The 21,594-nt window shown below is 32.6% G+C and carries 15 protein-coding genes; 7 read left to right on the top strand and 8 right to left on the bottom strand.

The annotated features are described in order from the left end of the window. Window positions 1-229 precede the first annotated feature (229 nt). Window positions 230-2,338, top strand: a complete 2,109-nt coding sequence (gene recG / locus QMG60_RS15770) for an ATP-dependent DNA helicase RecG (RefSeq protein ID WP_281865603.1) — start codon at window positions 230-232, stop codon at window positions 2,336-2,338. Window positions 2,339-2,603: 265 nt separating this feature from the next. Here recG and QMG60_RS15765 read toward each other — a convergent pair whose 3' ends face one another. The 4 genes from QMG60_RS15765 to QMG60_RS15750 all read right to left on the bottom strand — a co-directional run bounded on the left by QMG60_RS15765 (window position 2,604) and on the right by QMG60_RS15750 (window position 5,160). Continuing rightward, window positions 2,604-3,203, bottom strand: a complete 600-nt coding sequence (locus QMG60_RS15765) for a PAS domain-containing protein (RefSeq protein WP_057118059.1) — start codon at window positions 3,201-3,203, stop codon at window positions 2,604-2,606. Window positions 3,204-3,265: 62 nt separating this feature from the next. Continuing rightward, window positions 3,266-3,610 (bottom strand): hypothetical protein, encoded by a 345-nt coding sequence (locus QMG60_RS15760; RefSeq protein ID WP_057118060.1) that lies wholly within the window; start codon window positions 3,608-3,610, stop codon window positions 3,266-3,268. Window positions 3,611-3,675: 65 nt separating this feature from the next. Next, complete coding sequence (locus QMG60_RS15755; protein WP_057118061.1) at window positions 3,676-4,530, bottom strand: hypothetical protein; 855 nt, start codon at window positions 4,528-4,530, stop codon at window positions 3,676-3,678. A gap of 30 nt (window positions 4,531-4,560) precedes the next feature. After that, complete coding sequence (locus QMG60_RS15750; protein WP_281865602.1) at window positions 4,561-5,160, bottom strand: thioredoxin fold domain-containing protein; 600 nt, start codon at window positions 5,158-5,160, stop codon at window positions 4,561-4,563. 489 nt (window positions 5,161-5,649) lie between these two features. Here QMG60_RS15750 and QMG60_RS15745 point away from each other — a divergent pair, with 489 nt between their 5' ends. From QMG60_RS15745 to QMG60_RS15725, 5 genes are all read left to right on the top strand, one after another. Beyond that, window positions 5,650-6,711 (top strand): efflux RND transporter periplasmic adaptor subunit, encoded by a 1,062-nt coding sequence (locus QMG60_RS15745; protein WP_134141351.1) that lies wholly within the window; start codon window positions 5,650-5,652, stop codon window positions 6,709-6,711. Window positions 6,712-6,823: 112 nt separating this feature from the next. Further along, window positions 6,824-9,922 (top strand): efflux RND transporter permease subunit, encoded by a 3,099-nt coding sequence (locus tag QMG60_RS15740; RefSeq protein ID WP_281865601.1) that lies wholly within the window; start codon window positions 6,824-6,826, stop codon window positions 9,920-9,922. Window positions 9,923-9,985: 63 nt separating this feature from the next. Next, complete coding sequence (locus QMG60_RS15735; RefSeq protein WP_281865600.1) at window positions 9,986-11,296, top strand: TolC family protein; 1,311 nt, start codon at window positions 9,986-9,988, stop codon at window positions 11,294-11,296. A gap of 183 nt (window positions 11,297-11,479) precedes the next feature. Then, the gene (locus QMG60_RS15730; RefSeq protein ID WP_281865599.1) at window positions 11,480-12,343 is read left to right on the top strand and encodes a bestrophin family ion channel; all 864 of its coding nucleotides are present in this window, start codon (window positions 11,480-11,482) and stop codon (window positions 12,341-12,343) included. A 72-nt stretch (window positions 12,344-12,415) separates the two neighbouring features. Continuing rightward, window positions 12,416-13,339, top strand: coding sequence for an AraC family transcriptional regulator (locus QMG60_RS15725; RefSeq protein WP_134141356.1), 924 nt, complete (start codon window positions 12,416-12,418; stop codon window positions 13,337-13,339). Between the two features lie 207 nt (window positions 13,340-13,546). On the opposite strand, the gene QMG60_RS15720 is transcribed toward QMG60_RS15725, so the two are convergent. Next, entirely contained in the window at window positions 13,547-13,921 is a 375-nt protein-coding gene (locus QMG60_RS15720) for a DUF779 domain-containing protein (protein WP_057118068.1), read from the bottom strand. A 231-nt stretch (window positions 13,922-14,152) separates the two neighbouring features. Continuing rightward, complete coding sequence (locus tag QMG60_RS15715; RefSeq protein ID WP_281865598.1) at window positions 14,153-15,658, bottom strand: aldehyde dehydrogenase family protein; 1,506 nt, start codon at window positions 15,656-15,658, stop codon at window positions 14,153-14,155. Window positions 15,659-15,931: 273 nt separating this feature from the next. Between QMG60_RS15715 and pheT the strand changes: the two genes are divergently transcribed. Beyond that, the gene (gene pheT / locus QMG60_RS15710; protein ID WP_134141358.1) at window positions 15,932-18,352 is read left to right on the top strand and encodes a phenylalanine--tRNA ligase subunit beta; all 2,421 of its coding nucleotides are present in this window, start codon (window positions 15,932-15,934) and stop codon (window positions 18,350-18,352) included. Between the two features lie 206 nt (window positions 18,353-18,558). Here pheT and QMG60_RS15705 read toward each other — a convergent pair whose 3' ends face one another. Beyond that, window positions 18,559-19,380 carry an N-acetylmuramidase family protein gene (locus QMG60_RS15705; protein ID WP_281865597.1) on the bottom strand — a complete coding sequence of 274 codons (822 nt, stop codon included), beginning with the start codon at window positions 19,378-19,380 and terminating at the stop codon, window positions 18,559-18,561. Then, window positions 19,380-21,530: a hypothetical protein gene (locus QMG60_RS15700; RefSeq protein ID WP_281865596.1), complete on the bottom strand. Its 2,151-nt coding sequence runs from the start codon at window positions 21,528-21,530 to the stop codon at window positions 19,380-19,382. The genes QMG60_RS15705 and QMG60_RS15700 overlap by 1 nt, the downstream gene beginning before the upstream one ends. Window positions 21,531-21,594 lie beyond the last annotated feature (64 nt).

Genomic DNA, 21,594 nt, shown 5'->3' with positions numbered 1-21,594 from the left:
AGGTTTTTAAGGTTAACTATTAATAAGATATTCCTTTCTTAAAATGGTTGCGTTCTTTTTAAAAAACTTTCTTATAAATTAATATTCAAAACTTGAAAACAACAATACACTTTCAAATTTCCTAATTAAGATTTATCTTCGCCTTTTCAAGATAAACGAAAATAGAATAAAGAATACAGTTGTTTTTATTCTTAACTCTATTTCTAAAATCTAAATCTAAAATAATTTAATGTCTAATAATCTCCTAGAAACTCCAATAGAATACTTAAAAGGCGTTGGCCCGAGTCGCGGCCAGCTGCTTCGTAAGGAATTGGGAATTCATAAATATGGAGATTTAGTCAATTTTTTTCCAAATCGATATATTGACAGAACACGTTATTATAAGATTAACGAACTACAGAATACAGGTTCTGAAGTTCAGATTATTGGAAAAATAATTCACATCAAAACGGTTGAATTTGCTAAAAATAAAAAGCGACTTGTAGCAACTTTTGTTGACGATACAGGGCAAATTGATCTCAACTGGTTTCAGGGTCATAAATGGATTCGCGAAACTTTAAAGCTAAATGAACCAATTGTTATTTTCGGAAAATGTTCTTTATACGGAAGCCAATTCAGTATGGCGCATCCCGAAATTGAATTGCTGAGTGAACACGAAAGAAGTCTGCGATCGGCAATGCAGCCGGTTTATCCTTCAACGGAAGCTTTAACCAATAAAGGAATTTCAAACCGTACCATTAATAAATTGATGGAGCAGCTTTTTTTGGAAACCCAGGCTTTGTTTACTGAAACTTTTCCGCCTTTTTTGATTGAAGAATTAAAATTAATTCCGAAGAGAGCTGCGCTATTTAATATTCATTTTCCAAAAAGTGCTGATATTTTAGCGAAAGCACAATTCAGATTAAAATTTGAGGAATTATTCTTTATTCAGCTTCAGTTAATTACTAAAAATCTTATTCGGAAGCATAAAATTAAAGGACATCCTTTTACAAAAGTTGGTGAATTTTTTAATGATTTCTATCAAAATCATCTGCCTTTTGATTTGACCAATGCTCAAAAAAGAGTAATAAAAGAAATCCGTACAGACATGGGTAGCAACGCTCAAATGAATCGTCTGCTTCAAGGTGATGTTGGTTCTGGAAAAACAATTGTTGCTTTTATGAGTATGCTTCTCGCTATCGATAATGGCTTTCAAGCTTGTTTAATGGCTCCGACTGAGATTTTGGCCAATCAGCATTTTATTGGTTTGTCTGAATTTGCGAATACTTTAAACATCAATATCAGGATATTAACAGGTTCCACCAAAACTTCTGAAAGAAGAATTATTCATGAAGAACTTGAAAACGGAAATCTTAAAATTTTAATTGGAACACATGCTTTATTAGAAGATAAAGTGAAATTCCAAAATTTAGGTTTGGCTGTGATTGATGAACAGCATCGTTTTGGTGTGGAGCAGCGTTCTAAATTGTGGAAGAAAAATGATATTCCGCCGCATGTTCTGGTAATGACTGCAACGCCAATTCCGAGAACATTGGCAATGAGTTTATACGGCGATCTAGATATTTCTGTTATTGATGAATTACCGCCAGGAAGAAAACCAATTCAAACGGTGCATCGTTTTGATACTAATCGTTTGAAAGTTTGGAAATTTCTTCGGGATGAAATTGCCAAAGGAAGACAAATTTATATTGTTTATCCGTTGATTCAGGAATCTGAAAAAATGGACTATAAGGATTTAATGGATGGTTACGAAAGTATTTCCCGTGATTTTCCGCTTCCGCAATATTCCATTTCCATTCTGCACGGAAAAATGAAACCTGCCGATAAAGATGCCGAAATGAAACGCTTCTCAGAAGGAAAAACCAATATTATGGTTGCTACAACGGTAATCGAAGTTGGTGTTAATGTCCCTAATGCAAGTGTTATGATTATCGAAAGCGCTGAGAGATTTGGACTTTCGCAGCTGCACCAGCTCCGCGGACGTGTTGGTCGTGGTGCCGAACAAAGTTATTGTATCTTAATGACAGGGCATAAACTAAGTTCTGACAGTAAAACCAGAATGGAAACCATGGTGCAGACCAATGATGGTTTCGAAATCGCCGAAGTTGACCTTAAACTTCGCGGTCCCGGCGATTTAATGGGAACACAGCAAAGTGGTGTTTTAAACCTTCAAATTGCAGATATCGTGAAAGATAGAGATATTTTATCTCTGGCTCGAAATTACGCCATGAAAATCTTAAAAGAAGATTCTGCTTTACAAAAACCAGAACATGCTGTCTTAAGAGCTATCTTTATTGAGTTAACTAAAAAGAAAAATATTTGGAATTATATATCTTAGCTACTGAGATACTAAGATACTAAGATTCTAAGATTCTAAGGTTCTGAGGTTTTTAGAGCTAAACCTAATATAAATGTCACTCTGAGCGAAGTCGAAGAAATCTTAGAATCTTAGCATCTCAGCAACTTAGAACCTAAAAAAAAATACACTTCACTGTATCGAACTTAAATCTATAAGTTTTAATATTCAGTTGATTTAGATTTGTTGGGGGCAAATTTTATCGAATATACAAATGATACAATGAAGCATATATAAACTTTATTCCTTATTTTTTTGGAGGACTTTTATCAAACAATCCACTGAATAAACCCTTGCTAATTTTGTTTTTATCATCTTTTCCCGTTGCTATCAAATGGTCGATATATTCCATATATGTTTTTTTTCTTTCCTCAAGAAAACCAACTAGATAATCTTCAGAAGCCTGTACACCACTCGTTTCTTCAATATGTAAAAGTTTTTTATACAAAGGTTCAATAAACTTAATGATAATTTCATTTGGGACTGATTTTCTAGTTCCAAAGAAACCTACAATTTCGCCATCAGTATCTGCAATAATTTTAAAATCAGTTACAACCCAGTAATAACGGCCAGTTTTGGCCATGTTTTTTATAATCACATGTATGTTCTCACTTGATTTAATACTGTCCCATAAGAATTTAAAAATGACTTTTGGCATATCTGGATGTCTGACAATATTGTGAGGCTGGCCAATAAGCTCAAATTCATCATAACCAGAAACATCTATAAAGTCTTCATTGGCATATAAAATGGTTCCCTTTTTGTCAGTTTTACTAAGCAGCACTTTATTCTTGTTCCAATCTACTTCTCGATCTGAAGGTGTTGGACGTGTAAATCTGGTATCCATAGATTTTACATTTAAATTAATTTACAATTCAATAAGTATTAAATGAATCTTTTTTATCTTTTTTAATTTAATTCGATTTCTAAAACAAGCAGAATATTTCTGATTTTATGAAAAACCAATTCTAATTCGTTTTCAAGCCATTCTGGAATTTCATTGTTTACCGCTAGATTAAGGTTATGAATATCACTAATAATCTGAACTAATTTTTTATATTGAAAGTCCAGATTATAAACTTGGGCGTTATTCGTAAAACCACTTAAAATTGCGGCAACTTCAATTGCAAATTCAGATTGAGCGCCAATTTTATCAATAGAATTTAATGTTATACTATCACTCAAAAAATGATCAATAGTTTTTTTTAAATTATGCAGCGTGGGAACTGCAGCTGGCAAATCATACTTAAACATACAACAGATATAAAAATTAATATTTTGATTTGGAAGTTGGTCCCGATTCCTATCGGTTTTAAACTTTAAATTCTGCTATTTGTAGATTTTACATGAATGTCATTAACTAAATCATCAATTTTCTTGGCGCTTTCTCTCATCATTTCAAGATAAGTCAGCAATTTATCGTTATCTGTATGTCCTTTTGAAACATCTATAAGTTTTAAAACAGAATTTACAGGCAGTTTTAAATCTAATGTTGTTCTATGAATAAAATCATTATAATCTTTTGTTGCCGACATCGAGCTGTATTTAGCAGAAGCCAGTTTCATATTTTCCAATTCGTATTCATCTGAAATTTTTGAAATATGATTTTCACTGTGCTCTTTAAAATAATAAGCCCAATAACCATTCATAAAAAATACAACTGCAGCCAAAACGGTATGAATAATAAGTGTTTCCATATCGAAATTAACTTGAGAAAAATAAACCTGAAGTCCATTTGCATCATTATAAACGAAATTTTGCAGATATGCCAAACCAGCGTGATGAAGCACTACTAATAGTGTTAATGGTATTTGTAATTTCCAGTTTTGATAGATAATTAAAATCGTACTGGCGATAAATACCGTAAAGTGCATTTCGAACAAACCATGCATTTGATAAATGTATTGCGCCATAAAAACAGCAAGAACAATAGATAAAACATACTGATAAAACTTAGAATTCTTTATAAAAAATTTAGCCGAATAATACGCTAAAAGATTGATTGTCCCTACTCCAACACCAATTTCAAAAGTGTCATATTTAAAAGATAATGCTATTCCGAGAAGAAAATAAATAGCAAGCACATAATTAATAATTGTATCTGATTTTTGTGTCATTGTAGACATGAAGCTGTGCAGATAATCTTGTTCGTTTAAACTAGCTTTTGTTTTCATAGGTTTAATTTTTTGATTTAGGATTTAGATTTATTTGGTACATTTTAGTAACGAACATCCATAGGCTCTCAGAGCGAAAGCATTAAAAGAAGGATTATGATTCTTGCTCAACAAAGAATCAATTGCCATTTGCGCATAGTTACTTTTTGCATCGGTGCAATATCTTGTTTTGTTATAATTACCGCGATAATATAATTTATGTGAAGGATCTAATAAAACAGCCTGCGGAGTAGAAAAAACACCACAATTTTCTGCAATTGCTTCATCAAAGTAAACAGGAATTTGAGCATCAAACTTTTTCTGAATTTCATCAATAGTAAAATTCCTTTTTTTGTTTAACACTACAATTTTAAAATTGATCTTGTCTCCATATTTCTTAATTAAATCACTCACATGTGGCACATTAAAGCGTGAACAGGGACAATCTGGATTAAAGAAATGTATAAATATTGGTTTATTATCGAATGCACAGCATGGTCCTAATTCAATTTTAGATCCCATTGCAATGGCATGATAATTTTGTGGGACTGGCGTTGGAAGGCTGTACTTAAACTCATTTTGCCAAAACAAATAACCAACCAAAAAAATTAAAAGTGTGAACCATAGACTTAGAAGTAATTTTTTCTTCATAAATTATTTTTTTATTAGTTTAATCAGTCAAAAAATAAACACTTGTTAATAAAATTATTAACTATAATCTGTAAATAACTTAAAAAGCAACTTCTAATATCACATTTTAATAGTAATACTATTATAATACGCTAGTAAAACTATACCTAAACTTCATTTTGTTTAACATACCAATGTTACAAATAAAATCGATAAAGTGCAAAAAAAATCAGACAAAATGCATAAAATTAATATAAAACTAGAAAAAATCTGACTTTACAGAATATTAGCACATTTTTTTTCTTGAAAACTGTTTTTCTTTTAAAACTTTGATTTATTCAAAAAAAATAATCTTTTTATTAAACCTTTTGACTGGTTTTAAGTCTAATGTAAACCTTTGTACATACAAATGTTAAATAAAAGCTAACGTCTTTCGATTTCATATCAAAAAGTTAAATTTGTAAGCTTACTAAAACACATACCTAAAACCTAATTATCCACTTCAATTTTATGAAAGTAAAACACCTCATTTACACCCTTTTAATCGTTCTTATAGGAGGATTTATTACCTATAGAATATTATCGAATAAAGGTAAAAACGAAGATTCAAAAAAATTCAACGATAAAGATTCTCCAACAACTGTTAACGGAATCGTAATAAAAACGGCTACGTTTGATAATAATTTGTCCCTTTCAGGATCTATTGAAGCAAATGAGCAAGTCGAAATTCATAGTGAGGTTTCTGGAATTGTAGAAGGAATATTTTTTAACGAAGGAAGTTTTGTAACGAAAGGTCAAGTACTTTTTAAAGTAAATGATATTGAATTAAAAGCGCAGTTAAGACAAGCTGTAACCAAAGAAGGTTTGGCAGCAGAAAACGAAAGAAGAGCAAAATTATTACTTCAAAAAGAAGCTATCAGCCAAGAAGAAGCAGATGTTGCACGAGCAGATCACGCATCAGCACAAGCGCAAAGCCAATTAATAAGAGCTCAAATATCTAAAACTTCTGTAAGAGCTCCTTTTTCAGGAAAAATTGGTTTACGTAATATTTCGCCAGGAACTTATATTACACCAACTGTTTTAGTTGCAAAATTGGTAAACACTGGAAAATTAAAAATCACATTTTCAATTCCAGAGAAATATGCGTCACAAGTAAAATCTGGTTCTGTAATAGATTTTACAGTTTCTGGATCAGATAAAACATATAATGCAAAAATCTATGCGATTGAACCAGAAGTTGCTGTTGCCACGCGTACACTTCAAATTCGTGCAATTGCTGATAATACTGACGGAAAACTTTTTCCAGGAACTTTTGCCGATATCAAATTACCTTTAAATATTATTAAAGACGCGATTGTTGTGCCTTCGCAGGCAATTATACCAATTCAAGATGGCAAAAAAGTTTTTATTGCTAATAACGGACAAGCAAAGGAAGTTATGGTTGATGCTACAACAAGAACAGACTCTTCCATTTTGATTTTATCAGGATTGAAAGCTGGAGATACTTTAATTACAAGTGGTGTGATGTCATTAAAAAATGAAGCACCAATTAAAGTTAAAGTACAAAAATAACATTTAAGTTATGAGTTTTGGGTTATAAGTTATGAGTTTTAAAATACTCATCAAATCTAAAATCTATCCCGTCCCGAGGTTTCGAGATCGGGACTAAAATCTAAAATTACAAATGAGTTTATCAACTACAAGTATAAAAAGACCTGTTTTAACCATTGTACTGAATTTATTAATCATATTATTCGGTTTTATTGGTTACACATTTCTGGGTGTCAGAGAATTTCCTTCTATTGACCCTGCTCAGGTTTCTATTCGTACCAATTACACAGGTGCCAATTCCGATATTATAGAATCACAAATTACTGAACCTCTTGAAAAAGCTGTAAATGCAATTGACGGAATTCGAAATATTACTTCTTCAAGTAATCAAGGAAGCAGTAATATTACAATAGAGTTCAATCTTGACAAAGATTTAGAAGAAGCTGCAAACGACGTTCGTGATAAAGTTTCGCAAGCTATTAGAAGTTTACCACAAGATATTGATGCTCCACCAGTTGTATCAAAAGCCGATGCTGATAGTGAAGCCATTATTTCTATGACAGTTCAAAGTGATACACGAAGTTCATTAGAATTAAGTGATTATGCCGAGAATGTTATTTCGCAGCGATTAGAAACAATTCCAGGTGTGAGTGCCGTTCAAATTTGGGGACAAAAACGTTATGCCATGCGTTTGTGGATTGATCCTGCTAAACTTTCTGCTTATGGCTGTACTGTAGCCGATGTTCGTACCGCGTTAAATGCACAAAATGTTGAATTACCATCGGGAAAATTAACTGGAAATAATACTGAATTAACGGTAAAAACTGTTGGAAACCTGTCTAAAGCAGAAGAATTCAACAATATCATTATTCGTACAGATGGTGACAAAATTGTTCGTTTAAGCGATATTGGAGGTGCCGAATTAGGACCAGAAAATTTAGAAACCAAAATGAGCCAGTCTGGACTTCCTTTGATTGGTTTAGCAATTGTGCCAATGCCTGGAGCCAATTACTTAGATATTTCTAAAGAATTTTACAAAAAATACGAAGCTCTAAAGAAAGACCTTCCAAAAGATATCAAACTAAATATTGCGCTTGACAATACTATCTTCGTAAAGAAATCGGTTCTTGAGGTTGCAGAAACTTTAGGAATTTCAATCATATTAGTTATCATTATTATTTATCTTTTTTTTAGAGACTGGGCAATCGCGTTCAGGCCTTTAATAGATATTCCTGTTTCTTTGATTGCTACATTTTTCATTATGTGGCTTTTTGGTTTTTCTATTAACGTATTGACCTTATTAGCTATTGTTTTAGCAACAGGTTTAGTTGTGGATGATGGAATTGTAGTTACCGAAAATATCTTTAAAAAAGTTGAAGAAGGCATGACTCCTATTGAAGCTGCAATTAAGGGTTCAAATGAGATTTTCTATGCTGTAATTTCGATTTCAGTAACATTGGCAGCGGTATTCTTACCCGTAATTTTCTTAGAAGGTTTCGTAGGCCGGCTTTTTAGGGAATTTGGAGTTGTAATTGGTGCTGCTGTATTGATTTCTGCCTTTGTATCATTAACTTTAACGCCAATGCTGAATGCCTATTTAATGAAAGGCGGCGAACAGAAAAAATCAAAATTTTATATTAAAACCGAACCGTTTTTTGAAAAAATGAACAGTAGTTATGCCGAAGCACTAACAAAATTCATGGATCGAAAATGGATTAGTTTTCCAATCTTAATTGTTTGTTTTGGATTAATCTATTTGTTCTTTACCATTCTTCCAAAAGAAACCGCTCCTTATGATGATCGAAGCTCTGTAACAATGCGTATGACAACACCAGAAGGTTCTTCGTACGAATATACAGACCGTTTCATGCAGGAAATTTCAAAATTAATTGATGATTCTATTCCAGAGAAAAAAGTAAGTTTGGTAATTACTTCTCCCGGATTTAGCTCAAACTCTGTAAACAGCGGATTGGTAAGGTTAACACTGAAAGACGTTGATGAAAGAGAAAAATCTCAAAAGGAAATTGCGGATAAACTGACCAAATGGACAAAACAATATCCTAATGCAAAAACTTCTGTAACACAACAGCCTACAATTGCTGTAAACAGACGTGGAGGTTTGCCAATTCAATATATTATTCAGGCTCCTACTTTTGATAAATTAAGAGAAAAAATTCCTCTTTTTATGAACGAAGTCGGAAAAAGCGACGTCTTTTCTACTACAGACGTTAACTTGAAATTTAATAAACCCGAAATCAATGTAACTATTGACCGCGCAAAAGCAGAAAGCTTAGGAATATCTATTCTTGATATTGCGCAGACATTACAGCTTTCGTTGAGCGGACAGCGTTTTGGATATTTCATCAAAAACGGAAAACAGTATCAGGTAATTGGACAATTTGATCAAAAAGACAGATCGAAACCTTTAGATTTGACTTCAATGTTTGTAAAAAACAAAAACGGTGAATTGATTCAGATGGATAACGTTGTTAATGTATACGAACAAAGTAATCCACCGCAGCTGTATCATAATAATCGTTACATGTCTGCAACTGTTGCTGCTGGATTAGCGCCAGGAAAAAGTATGGGTGACGGAATTAAGGAAATGGATAGAATTAAAGCTAAAGTTTTAGACGAAAGTTTTACAACGGATTTAGCTGGAGAATCCCGAGATTTTGTAGAAAGCAGCTCGAATACTTCTTTCGCATTTGGACTGGCTTTACTATTAATATTCTTAATTCTTGCTGCACAGTTTGAAAGTTTTATTGATCCGTTTATCATCATTTTGACCGTTCCAATGGCTGTTGCCGGGGCTTTATTCTCCCTTTGGCTATTCAACCAAACTTGGAACATTTTCAGCCAGATTGGTACTGTAATGTTAATTGGTCTGGTAACCAAAAATGGTATTTTGATTGTCGAATTTGCCAATCAGTTGCGCGAACAAGGAAAACCAAAATTAGAAGCTATTTTAGAAGCTTCAGAAGCACGTTTACGTCCAATTTTAATGACCAGTTTAGCCATTGCTTTAGGAGCGCTTCCAATTGCAATGTCACTTGGAGCTGCATCAACCAGTAGAATTGGTATGGGAGTTGTAATTGTTGGAGGAACAATTTTTTCATTGGCTTTAACGCTTTTTGTAATTCCTGCAATTTATTTAATGTGGTCTAAAGCGAGAAAACACTATCCAGAGTTTGATCATATTGATGAATACGAAAGAGAAAGTATAAAATAGAAACCAAAAGATCACGAATTTTATGCATCAAGATTCGTGATTGGGTGGCAAAAGTAAATAAACATGAATATCAAAAATATATACGGCACTTTAATAATTCTTTTCGTTTGTATTATTCAGGCGAATGCGCAGGAAGTTCTGACTATTGAGCAGGCTATGAGTATAGCTTTGGAAAATAATTTTGAAATTAAAATTGCCAAAAACAATTCGTTAATAAACGAAACCAACACAACAATTGGAAATGCTGGAATGCTGCCAACTGCAACTGCTTCTGTTGTTGACAATAACAATCTTACCAATTCAACCCAAGTCCGTCAAGACGGAACATCAACTTCGTTAAAGAATGCTAAAAACAATAGTTTAACTTATGGTGTAAGTTTAGGCTGGACAGTTTTTGACGGAATGAAAATGTTTGCCAGATATGATCAATTAAAAGAGCTTCAAAAACTGGGGGATGCGGAACTTAAAAGAACAATTTTAGTTAAAATTGGTCAGGTAAATTCAGCATATTATGATTTAGTGCAGCAGCAGCATCAATTAGCTGCTTTAGATACTACAATCGTAATTTCGAAACAAAGATTGACTTTAGCTCAAAACAGATTCAGTATCGGAAAAGCTTCAAAATTAGAAGTTTTAAATGCACAGGTTGATTTAAATTCTGATCAAGTAGCTTTGTTGAGACAAAAAGAATCTTATGCTAATGCTAAAATTTTATTGAATCAATACTTAGCACGCGATCCAAAAATTGACTTCAAAGTAACAGATGAGGTGAACGTTGACAATAAATTAGTTTTGGCTGATTTAATGGAATTAGCGCAAAAACAAAACCCTGCTTTAGAATCGCAAATTATCAATAAACGTATTGCCGAATTACAATTAAAACAAGTAAAGGCAGATCGTTATCCTATTTTGCGCTTAACCACAGGTTATAACTTCTCTGAAAGCCAATCGAGTTTAGGTTTTACTAGTGAAAACTCTTCAAGAGGTTTAAATTACGGATTTAATGCTTCGATGAATATTTTTGATGGTTTCAATCAGCATCGCAATGAAAAAGTTGCCAAAATGCAGATTGAAAATTCACAAATTGCCATCGAGCAGCAAAATATGATCTTGAACACACAATTAAGCACCGCTTTTCAGACTTATTTGACCAACTTAGAGTTAATCGATCTGGAAGAAGACAACGAGGCAATTGCGAAACAAAATCTAGATATTACACTTGATAAATTTAGAATTGGAACAATTACCACTCTAGATTTTAGAACAGCCCAGCTTAATTATGTAAATGCAAAAGTGCGTTACAGCAACGCCCAGTATGAAGCAAAATTATCTGAAATTGCTTTAAAAGAATTAGCAGGAAATATTACTTTTTAACTTACTGTAATTTAAAAGCTTAAAACTTAAAAAAGGCGTTTCTCTTATTTAAATACATATTGCTAAGTGTATATTAAATAAGGGAAACGCCTTTATATTACTTCGATGTTGCAGAATATTTTTTTTAAATTTATATCAAAACAGGTTAATTTTTAATTTAAATTTGTTTCAAAACAAACTTAAATGATCACTTACAATACTAAAGACTGGTTTACTTTTATTTTTCATTTTCATAAATCTGATACAGTTCGAAAATTGTTTCCGATTATGATTGCAATTGGAATTTATGCTGCAATAGTAGGCTATCTCGAGGTCGAATATTTTAAAGTGTCTAAAAACGATTACATCCATAACATTCCTATTATGCACGGAATGCTGGGTTTTGTTATTTCGCTTTTGCTTGTTTTTAGAACCAATACAGCTTATGACCGATGGTGGGAAGGGCGTAAACTTTGGGGCGGACTTGTAAATAACAGCCGAAATTTTGCCATAAAACTTTCTGCCATTTTAAAAGATGAAAACGATAGAAATTTTTTCAGAAAATACATTCCGATGTATGCAGATATTTTGCACAAACATTTAAAAGATGAAGACACAAGCAAACAACTTTTTGAAGATGTCGATTTAGAAATTGACCATCATAAACACAAACCCAATCAGTTAAAAAGAATAATGTATCATAAAATCAATGATTTGTATGATGCAAAAAAAATTACCGGCGATCAGCTGATTACTTTAAATGACGAATTGGTTGCTTTTACAGATATTTGCGGGGCGTGCGAAAGAATCAAAAACACACCTATTCCCTACTCTTACAGTGCGTTCATAAAAAAATTCATCTTCTTTTATACAATGACACTTCCGTTTGGATATTCTGTTAGTTTAGGTTATTTGGTTGCTCCAGTTGTTGTGTTTATATTTTATGTTTTAGCCAGTTTGGAATTAATTGCCGAGGAAATCGAAGATCCGTTTGGAGATGATGAAAATGATCTTCCAACCAAAAAAATATCCGAAAACATCAAAAAACACGTTGAAGAGCTGATTTAATAAAACGTTAAATCTGCTTTTCATATCCTTATTTTACTTAAATTTAAAGTCTTCACCAAAAATTTAAGTTTAATGAACAACCAACGATTTTTAGTCAGCCCGCTTCAATTATCACAAGAAAAATCGTTAAAGACTCTTGTTGAAAATAGAACTATTTACAATTTGAGTCATTGTGAATTAAATTTATTTGAGACCTACGAATCGACTAAAATGGTTCCGTTAAAATTTAATGACTTGGTTGTAACGAGTATGCTACGAGGCAAAAAAGTCATGCATCTTTTTGATGATCCAGAATTCGAATATCTTCCTGGCGAAACGGTAATTGTTCCTTCGAATGTAGAAATGAAAATTGATTTTCCTGAAGCTTCCAAAAACAATCCCACACAATGTTTGGCTTTGGCTATTGATCAGGGAAAAATCAATGAAATTTTAAACTTCTTAAACGAGCAGTATCCTAAAGAAGGAAATAATATGTTCTGGCAGTTGAACTATCAGAATTATTTCTTTTACAATAATGTCGAAATGGCGGCAACAATCAATAAATTGATTAAAGAATGCATGAGCACATCTATAACCAAAGATATTTTGGCCGATTTAACTTTAAAAGAATTATTGATTCGAATTATTCAAACGCAAACGGTAAAATCTCTAGACGAAGGAAAGTTTATAGAAAACAATAATCCCATTAAAGAGGTTACAGAATATATCAAGCAAAATCTAAAGGAGAATATAAGCTTAAAAACGTTGAGCGAAAAAGCCTGTATGAGTACCACTTCTTTCTATCGTTTCTTTAAACGTGAACTCGGCATGAGTCCGATTGAATATATTTTGAATGAAAAAATAAAATGTGCCAAAAATCTATTGAAGAATCCATCACTTCAAATTAATGAAGTCTGTTATTTAGCAGGTTTTGAAGACGCTAATTACTTCATCAGATTATTCAAAAAATACGAAGGAATTACTCCGAAACAGTATCAGTTACTTTATATTAATTAAAGGTGCTAAGGTGTTAAGGTTCTGAGATACTGAGATACTGAGATACTGAGATACTGAGATACTGAGATACTGAGATACTGAGATACTGAGATACTGAGATACTGAGATACTGAGATACTGAGATACTGAGATACTGACATACTGAGATACTGAGATTCTAAATTTTCAAACTTGAAAGCTGAAAACTGAAAACTGAGACTGAAAACTCTACTCAATCCTAGTCACTGGTTCCAAATCCTTTTCTTCTTCTGGAGTAAAAATTCGGTATTCAATTTGGAAAGTTTTCTTTAACGGTGTTTCCAGCGAAAAACCTCCAACACCAAAGGCATCGATTACGGTTAAAGTAAAATGAGCATGTTTCCAATATTCAAATAAATCTTTGTCTACCCAAAACTCTGTATCTTCAATAACACCAATACAAACGTCTCCCATTCTCTGGTAGTAACCTCCTTTTTCAAAACATTGCGGCTGCGTGCCTTCACAGCATCCGCCAGCTTGGTAAAACATTAGATCTCCATGTTTTTCCTTTAGAATTTTTATCAATTCTACTGCTTTTTCTGTGGCATCAATTCGTTTAATCATTGTTTTGTTTTAAATTTAAAAAAAGCAGCAAATTCAATTAAGAAATTTACTGCTTTGACATAACCAACTATTTAAGCTTTCCCTTTGCAATCAAACAGTAATTCGATTATATTTATAAATCAAAATTGCCTGGAGAAAGCTCGTTTAATGCCATTAAGATCTTATCTTAACGCCCCATACATTTCACTAACTCTATTCCTAAGAATTCTCCAGGGTTTTGATGTGTTATTCTTAGAAGAAACCTAATTTCTTTTTGTCATAAGAAATAAGCATATTTTTGGTCTGACGGTATTGACTCAACATCATTTTGTGGTTTTCACGACCAATTCCAGATTGCTTGTAACCTCCAAATGGCGCACCAGCAGGATAAGAATGGTACTGATTAATCCAAACACGGCCGGACTGAATTGCTCTTGGAACCTGATAAATTTCGTGAGCATCTCTAGTCCAAACCCCTGCCCCTAGACCATACATTGTATCATTGGCAATTTCGATTGCTTCTTCAGTAGTTTTAAAAGTAGTAACAGCCAAAACTGGCCCAAAAATTTCTTCTTGAAAAATTCTCATTTTGTTATGACCTTTAAACAAAGTTGGTTTAATGTAATAACCGCCTTCTAATTCACCTCCTAGTTTATTTTCATCACCTCCTGTTAGAACCTCTGCCCCTTCTTCTTTTCCTAATTTAATGTAAGACATGATTTTTTCTTTCTGAACAATTGAAGTCTGCGCACCAATCATAGTCGATTTATCCAATGGATTTCCAGCTACGATAGCTTCTGTTCTTTCAATTACTTTTTTGATGAACTTGTCGTAAATGTCTTCGTGAATTAATAATCTCGAAGGACACGTACAAATTTCACCTTGATTTAAAGCAAATAATACTGCACCTTCAACCGCTTTATCAAAGAAATCATCATCATGATCTGCTACAGATGGGAAGAAAATATTTGGTGATTTTCCGCCCAATTCTAAAGTAACAGGAATAATGTTTTCAGTCGCATACTGCATTACCAAACGTCCTGTAGTAGTTGAACCTGTAAATGCCGCTTTAGCCACTTTTTTATTGGTTACTAACGGACGACCTAATTCTGCTCCAAAACCATTAACAATATTTAAAACTCCCGGCGGAAGAATATCTCCAATTAATTCCATCAAAACCATAATCGAAATTGGCGTGCTTTCGGCTGGTTTTAAAACAATTGTATTTCCTGCTACCAGTGCTGGAGCAATTTTCCAAACTGCCATTAAAATCGGGAAATTCCACGGAATAATTTGTGCTACAACACCAAGAGGTTCACTTAAAGCAATAGAAACTGTCTGCGAATCTAATTCTGCAATCGAGCTTTCTTCGGCACGAATTACACCTGCAAAATATCGAAAATGATCTATAGCAAGCGGAATATCAGCTGCAAGTGTTTCGCGAATTGGTTTTCCGTTATCAATCGTTTCAACCGTTGCTATATATTCTAAATTGTCTTCAATCTTTTGTGCAATCTTATTTAGTAAAATACTTCTTTCAGTAACAGAAGTTTTTCCCCAAGTTTTAAATGCTTCATAAGCTGTATCTACTGCTAATTCTAAATCTTCTTTGCTAGAATGTGCTGCTTTTGTAAATACTTTTCCATCAATTGGAGAAAGCACATCAAAGTATTCTCCGTTAATTGGGGCAGTAAACTTCCCTCCAATATAATTATCGTATTTTGCCTTAAATTCAGGTCTTTTTGCTGTGGTGCTCATAATATTCTATTTTTGATTTATACCAAATTTAGGTGCATAAAAAGAAACAGAATAGCACTTTTCATTCATGTTGTAGCACAAAAATTACACATTTGATTTTTTTAGTTTATTATAATATTTAATTAGTAAAATTTTAGTAATAATTTTATCAAAAAAGCAGTAACAAGTATTTTTTTATAGATAAAAAACAGCAAGAAAAAACCAAATAATTTTTTCTTACTCCACGGCGCAATCCTTATATTTGTAACCTTATTCAAGAATAAAAAAGTTACAATGAAAATATCTTACAACTGGTTAAAACAATTTATTAAAACAGATTGGACATCTGAGCAGACTTCAGAATTACTTACAGATCTTGGTTTGGAAGTTGAAGTTGTCGAAAAATACCAATCAATTAAAGGAGGATTAGAAGGAGTTGTTGTTGGGCACGTTCTGACTTGCGAAAAACATCCTGATGCAGATAGATTGAAAGTTACTACAGTCAATGTAGGTTTAGAAGCTCCCATACAAATTGTATGCGGTGCTGCAAACGTGGCTGCAGGACAAAAAGTACCAGTTGCTACAATCGGAACTATTTTATACGATAAAGACGGTGCAGAATTCACCATTAAAAAAGGAAAAATCCGCGGGCAGGAAAGCCACGGAATGATCTGTGCTGAAGATGAATTAGGATTAGGAAACAGCCATGATGGAATTATGGTTTTGGCTGATGACCTTGTTCCTGGAACTCCTGCTTCTCAAGTTTTTCAAGTTACAAATGATGAAGTTTTTGAAATTGGATTGACACCAAACCGTGCCGATGCAATGAGCCATTATGGAACGGCTCGTGATTTAAGAGCGGGAATGCTGCAACGCGGCGTAAACGTAGAATTGATTACACCTTCTGTAAGCAATTTTAGAGTTGACATGCGTACGCTTAAAATTGATGTGAATGTTGAAGACAATCATTTAGCACCAAGATATTGCGGTGTAACTATTTCTGGAATTTCTGTTCACGAATCTCCAAGCTGGTTACAAGATCGTTTAAAAGCTATTGGATTAACTCCAAAAAATAATATTGTTGACGTTACGAATTATGTTCTTCATGAACTAGGACAGCCTTTACATGCTTTTGACGCTGCGAAAATCAACGGAAAAATCATTGTGAAAACTGTTGAAGAAGGAACTAAATTTGTTACTCTTGATGATGTTGAAAGAACATTACACAAAGAAGATTTAATGATTTGTGACGAAAAAGGACCACTTTGTATTGCTGGTGTTTTTGGCGGAAAAAAATCTGGAGTTTCAGAAGGAACAACGACTATCTTCCTAGAAAGTGCTTATTTTGATCCTGTTAGCATTCGTAAAACAGCAAAAAGACATCAATTAAGTACAGATGCTTCTTTTAGATTTGAAAGAGGAATTGACCCAACAATTACAGAATATGCTTTAAAACGTGCTGCCCTTTTGATTCAGGAAGTTGCAGGTGGAAAAATTACTTCTGATGTTGTAGAAGTGTATCCTAAAAAAGTAGAAGATTTTTCTGTTTTATTGAATTTCAGCCATGTATCTAAAATTATTGGACAGGAAATCTCAAAAGATACTATCAAAAAGATTTTAGTTTCTTTAGATATTAAAGTAAACAGCGTTTCAGATTCTGGTTTAGGTTTAACGATTCCTGCATACCGTGTTGATGTTCAGCGCGAGATTGACGTAATCGAAGAAATCCTAAGAGTTTACGGTTATAACAACATTAATTTCTCTAAGAAATTTAATGCGACAGTAGCGAATTCACCAAGAACTGAAGATTATAAAGTACAAAACGTAATTGCTTCTCAGTTGAACTCGCAAGGTTTCCACGAAATGATGGCAAACTCATTGACAACGGCTGCTTATGCAAAATTATCGACTTCTTTAAAAGAAGAACATAACGTTTCAATGCTTAATCCGTTGAGCAGTGATTTGGCAACACTTCGTCAGTCTTTATTGTTTTCTGGATTAGAAGCGGTTTCTTATAATATCAACAGAAAAAATTCGGATTTAAAATTATTCGAATTCGGAAAAACATATCATAAATATTTAAACGGATATGAAGAGCATAAACATCTTTCTTTATTAATTTCTGGAAACAGAAACAAAGAAAGCTGGACAAGTCCACAAAAAACAACAGATTTCTTCTTGTTGAAAGGATATGTAAAAGCGATTTTATCTCGTTTAGGAATTGAAAAGATTTCAAATACACCGGTTCAATCTGATATTTATTCTGAAGGAACTGCGATTACTTATAATAATGATATTTTGGTTGAAATGGGTGTTGTTAAAAAACCTATTTTGAAACATTTTGGAATCAAACAAGATGTTTATTATGCTGATTTTAACTGGGATTTGGTTTTAAAAATCATTACTGGAAAAATTAAGTATACTGAAATTCCTAAATACCCAGAAGTTCGTAGAGATTTGGCTTTATTAATTGATCAAAACACTTCTTACGAAAGCATTTTTAACTTGGCTAAACAAACTGAAAAAGCGCTTTTAAAAGATATTAATTTATTTGATGTTTATCAAGGTGATAAATTACCAGAAGGTAAAAAATCGTACGCTTTGAGTTTTACAATTCAAGATAACAGCAAAACGCTAACCGATGCTCAGATTGACAAAATCATGTCTAAATTACAACAAACTTTTGAAACGGAGCTTGGAGCAAGTTTGAGATAAGTTTTCTCTTCATATAAAATAAAAAACCCGACAGATTTAAAAGATCTTGTCGGGTTTTGTTTTTTTTTTGTTTCAAGTTTCAGGTTTCAGGTTTACTTTGAATAGGTTATACAGCAAAGAGCACTAAGGGTTTTTCGCAAAGGTTCACAAAGGCTTATTTAGCGTTAAATTTTTAATTTTTAATTGTAATTCTAAATTTTTAATTCTCATAAGTATTTGTGATAAGCTCTCATTAACTTCTCATCGTATTTATTGGTTTTATAAGCTGGACCATTATATTTTAGAGCGAAAGATGCCCAATTTTTATTTCTTAAAAGTGATAATAGATTATTTTTTTCAAGGAATAATCCGAAAGCTTTTAAATGTTCGCCTTCATTTTGATCCATTTTTTCTACAAATTCATCGATGCTTTGGTAACCAATTGAAAGTGCATTAAAACCCATTATCTGAAACAATCCCCACGAAGCCGAACTGTTGGCCGCATCTTTGATTTTTTTATCCTGACTTAGATTTCTAGCTTTTTCTAATCGCGTGTATTCTGCCGTCCCTCCAACATAATATTTTCTAGTATAGTTTTCAAATAGAATATCTTGATTATTGGAATTCATATAAGATCTCGGATTAATTCCTCTTTTCTCTAGTTCACGCCAAAAAATATGTCCTTCAAACAGAATCTTCGGACGCCCATCAATTAAAAACCCTTTTCCGTTGCTTTCGACTTCATTAACTGCTTTTACAACTGCCAATTCAAGATTAAACTGATTCGAAAAATCGATTAGATTTTGTTCTGAAAGTAATTTGGTATTTGGAGATAAACTATTCGTGTTCTTCGCAATAATTGCCGACCATGTTTTGAGCCCGACAACGCCGTCAACAACCAGATTATTTTTCAATTGAAAATCCCTGATTGCTTTATCTGTTGCTGTTCCGAAATAATCGGAAACAACTACATCATATTTTAATTTGGCTAAAAGTTCATTTAAGTAATAAACTTCTGGAGACTTTACTCCTGCTTTTATAGTTCTCATTATTTTTTATTTATGGTAATTATTGATGCTTTTGAGAAATCAAAAACTTCATTTTTTGTGGCCGTTAGATTGTCATTTTTGTCAAAATAATTGACTTTATATAAAATCAATGTATTATTGTTCGTTGTATTTTTAATAATAAAATTGAACAATATTGGTGTCGAAAACTCCGCTTTTAAACGTTCTATAGAAAATTTACTTCCCGTTTCCTGAACCGTTAAATCAATTGTAATTCTGCTTGTTGCAGCTGTCTGACTTTTGATTTGAACTTGGATGTATCTATTATACGCTGTTGACTGCGAAACAACCTGACTAAACTCGGAACTAATATTTTCTATGTTTTCAAAATCAAAATAAACATTCTTTAATTCGCTGGAAGCACTCGGATCAATTGCCGAAAAATCTAAAAGTTTGGTATCATTACTAATAAGCTGCGGATAATTTTTAAAAAACACACTATTCAGATACGTTGCGTTCTGATAGTAAACCAATAAAATAGAATTGAGTTTACAATTTGAAATCGATTGGTTGTTAATTTGTATTTTCTTTGCAGTATTATCAATTAACGTTTCTAAGATTTCGCCAATAGTCTGCTCAATATTTAATTCGATAATGCTGGAATCTTTAATTTCTTTGTATTTGAAATTAATATTGGCATATTGCGTAATCGTATTATTCAAGGCATTGATCATAATGCTTGCTTCAGATAAATTTTCGGTTGAAAGATTGAATAAAAAGTGCTTTCCATCTGTTGTAATATCGGATTGCTGCAAAAAATAATTGCCGCTTACTTCGTAATCTGCCGAGATATCATTTGGATAGAGAAATTGCACTTTATCAAAGTAATCAGCTGCATCGCCATCAATAAAATTATTCTGCAGCAAAGCAATTTTCAATTTTGCCAAATCAAAATCGGAAAGGTTTGGACCAATGGCAAACTGAAAACTGATTTTTGAAATTTCTTCTTCCGTGCCTGCGCCTTCTTCATAAGCATGAAAAATAGTCGAAATACAAGGCTTCATTGTATTTAAATCTTTCGATAAACTATAAATCTTAGAGATCAACAAAAATGTATTCGGCTGAACCATAGATTTGTAAATTGATAGTTTACTAAAATTAAAGCCTGTGACAAAAATTTGTTTGAACTGAGAAAAGTCTTCGTTTAGATTAAAAGGAATATTAACAAATCCGCCGCCAATAGTTTTGTACAAACTTGACGCAGGATCTGCACCAATTGGATAACTTACTGTTTTATTGATTTTGAGCAGAAAAGTACTTTTTACATATTCTTCCTGAACATCGGCTTTTATACTGTTTTCTCGTTGTATTTCAGATATAGCGACTTTAGGAGCGACTTTTATTCCTAAATCTGATCGTACCATTAACGGACTGCTTATAAGTGTCGCTTTAGGCTGTAAAACGGTTTTAGGCGAAGTAAAATCTTTTTTGATAACATCCTGACTTCTTAGGATTGAAATATCTCTCGCAAATAGAAAGTTTCTCTTTATTTTGGAATATCCTTTAAAATCAAAAAAAAGATCAATATTACATTTTAAGTCATTTAGGTTTGAAACTAAATTCAAGAAAGCAATTTTAACGGCTTCATCAATCAAATAAAATTGAATTTCTTGCGTTGCAGTGTTTACTATTCCATTTATTTTTATAAAATCACGATTTACTTTTAGGTTTAAAACTGCTTCTCTGAGGTTTAAAGTAATACTTTTTTGATTGGCCTGTAAAGTCTTGTTTTTGATGCTGTATTTCAAAGTTACTTTTCCCAAAAGTCCACCTTTATTTCCTGATTTGTCTGGAACATTTTCATAATAAAAAACGGTTCCGTTATTAGGTTCTATTTCAATTTGAGGAAAAAATAAAGTGATTTCATTTTTAAAATAATCCTTAAAGGAATCGTTCTCTGTAATGGCATTATCTCCTTCAATAAGAGGAAAATAATTTTCAATAATTGGAAAAACCAAAATAGGTTTTATGTCTATAGAATGAATGATAGGATGTTCGATTACCCTAAATTCATTTTCTTTTTTAATCGTCGCAGCAGTAAAAGCTGTACTCGGTTTGGAAGGTTCGAGATTGAATCGATTTAAGGGCACCAATTTGGTTCCTTCGAGTTTAAATGTATTTAAATCTGGCATGACTATTTGGTTTAATGATTAGTGACTTATGAAACAAAAGGGACGTAATGTCCCTTTTGTAAAA

The organism is Flavobacterium sp. GSB-24 (assembly GCF_027924665.1).
Lineage (GTDB): Bacteria > Bacteroidota > Bacteroidia > Flavobacteriales > Flavobacteriaceae > Flavobacterium.
The sequence above is the reverse complement of the archived record's forward strand: the minus strand, read 5'-3'. Positions and strand labels throughout refer to the sequence as shown.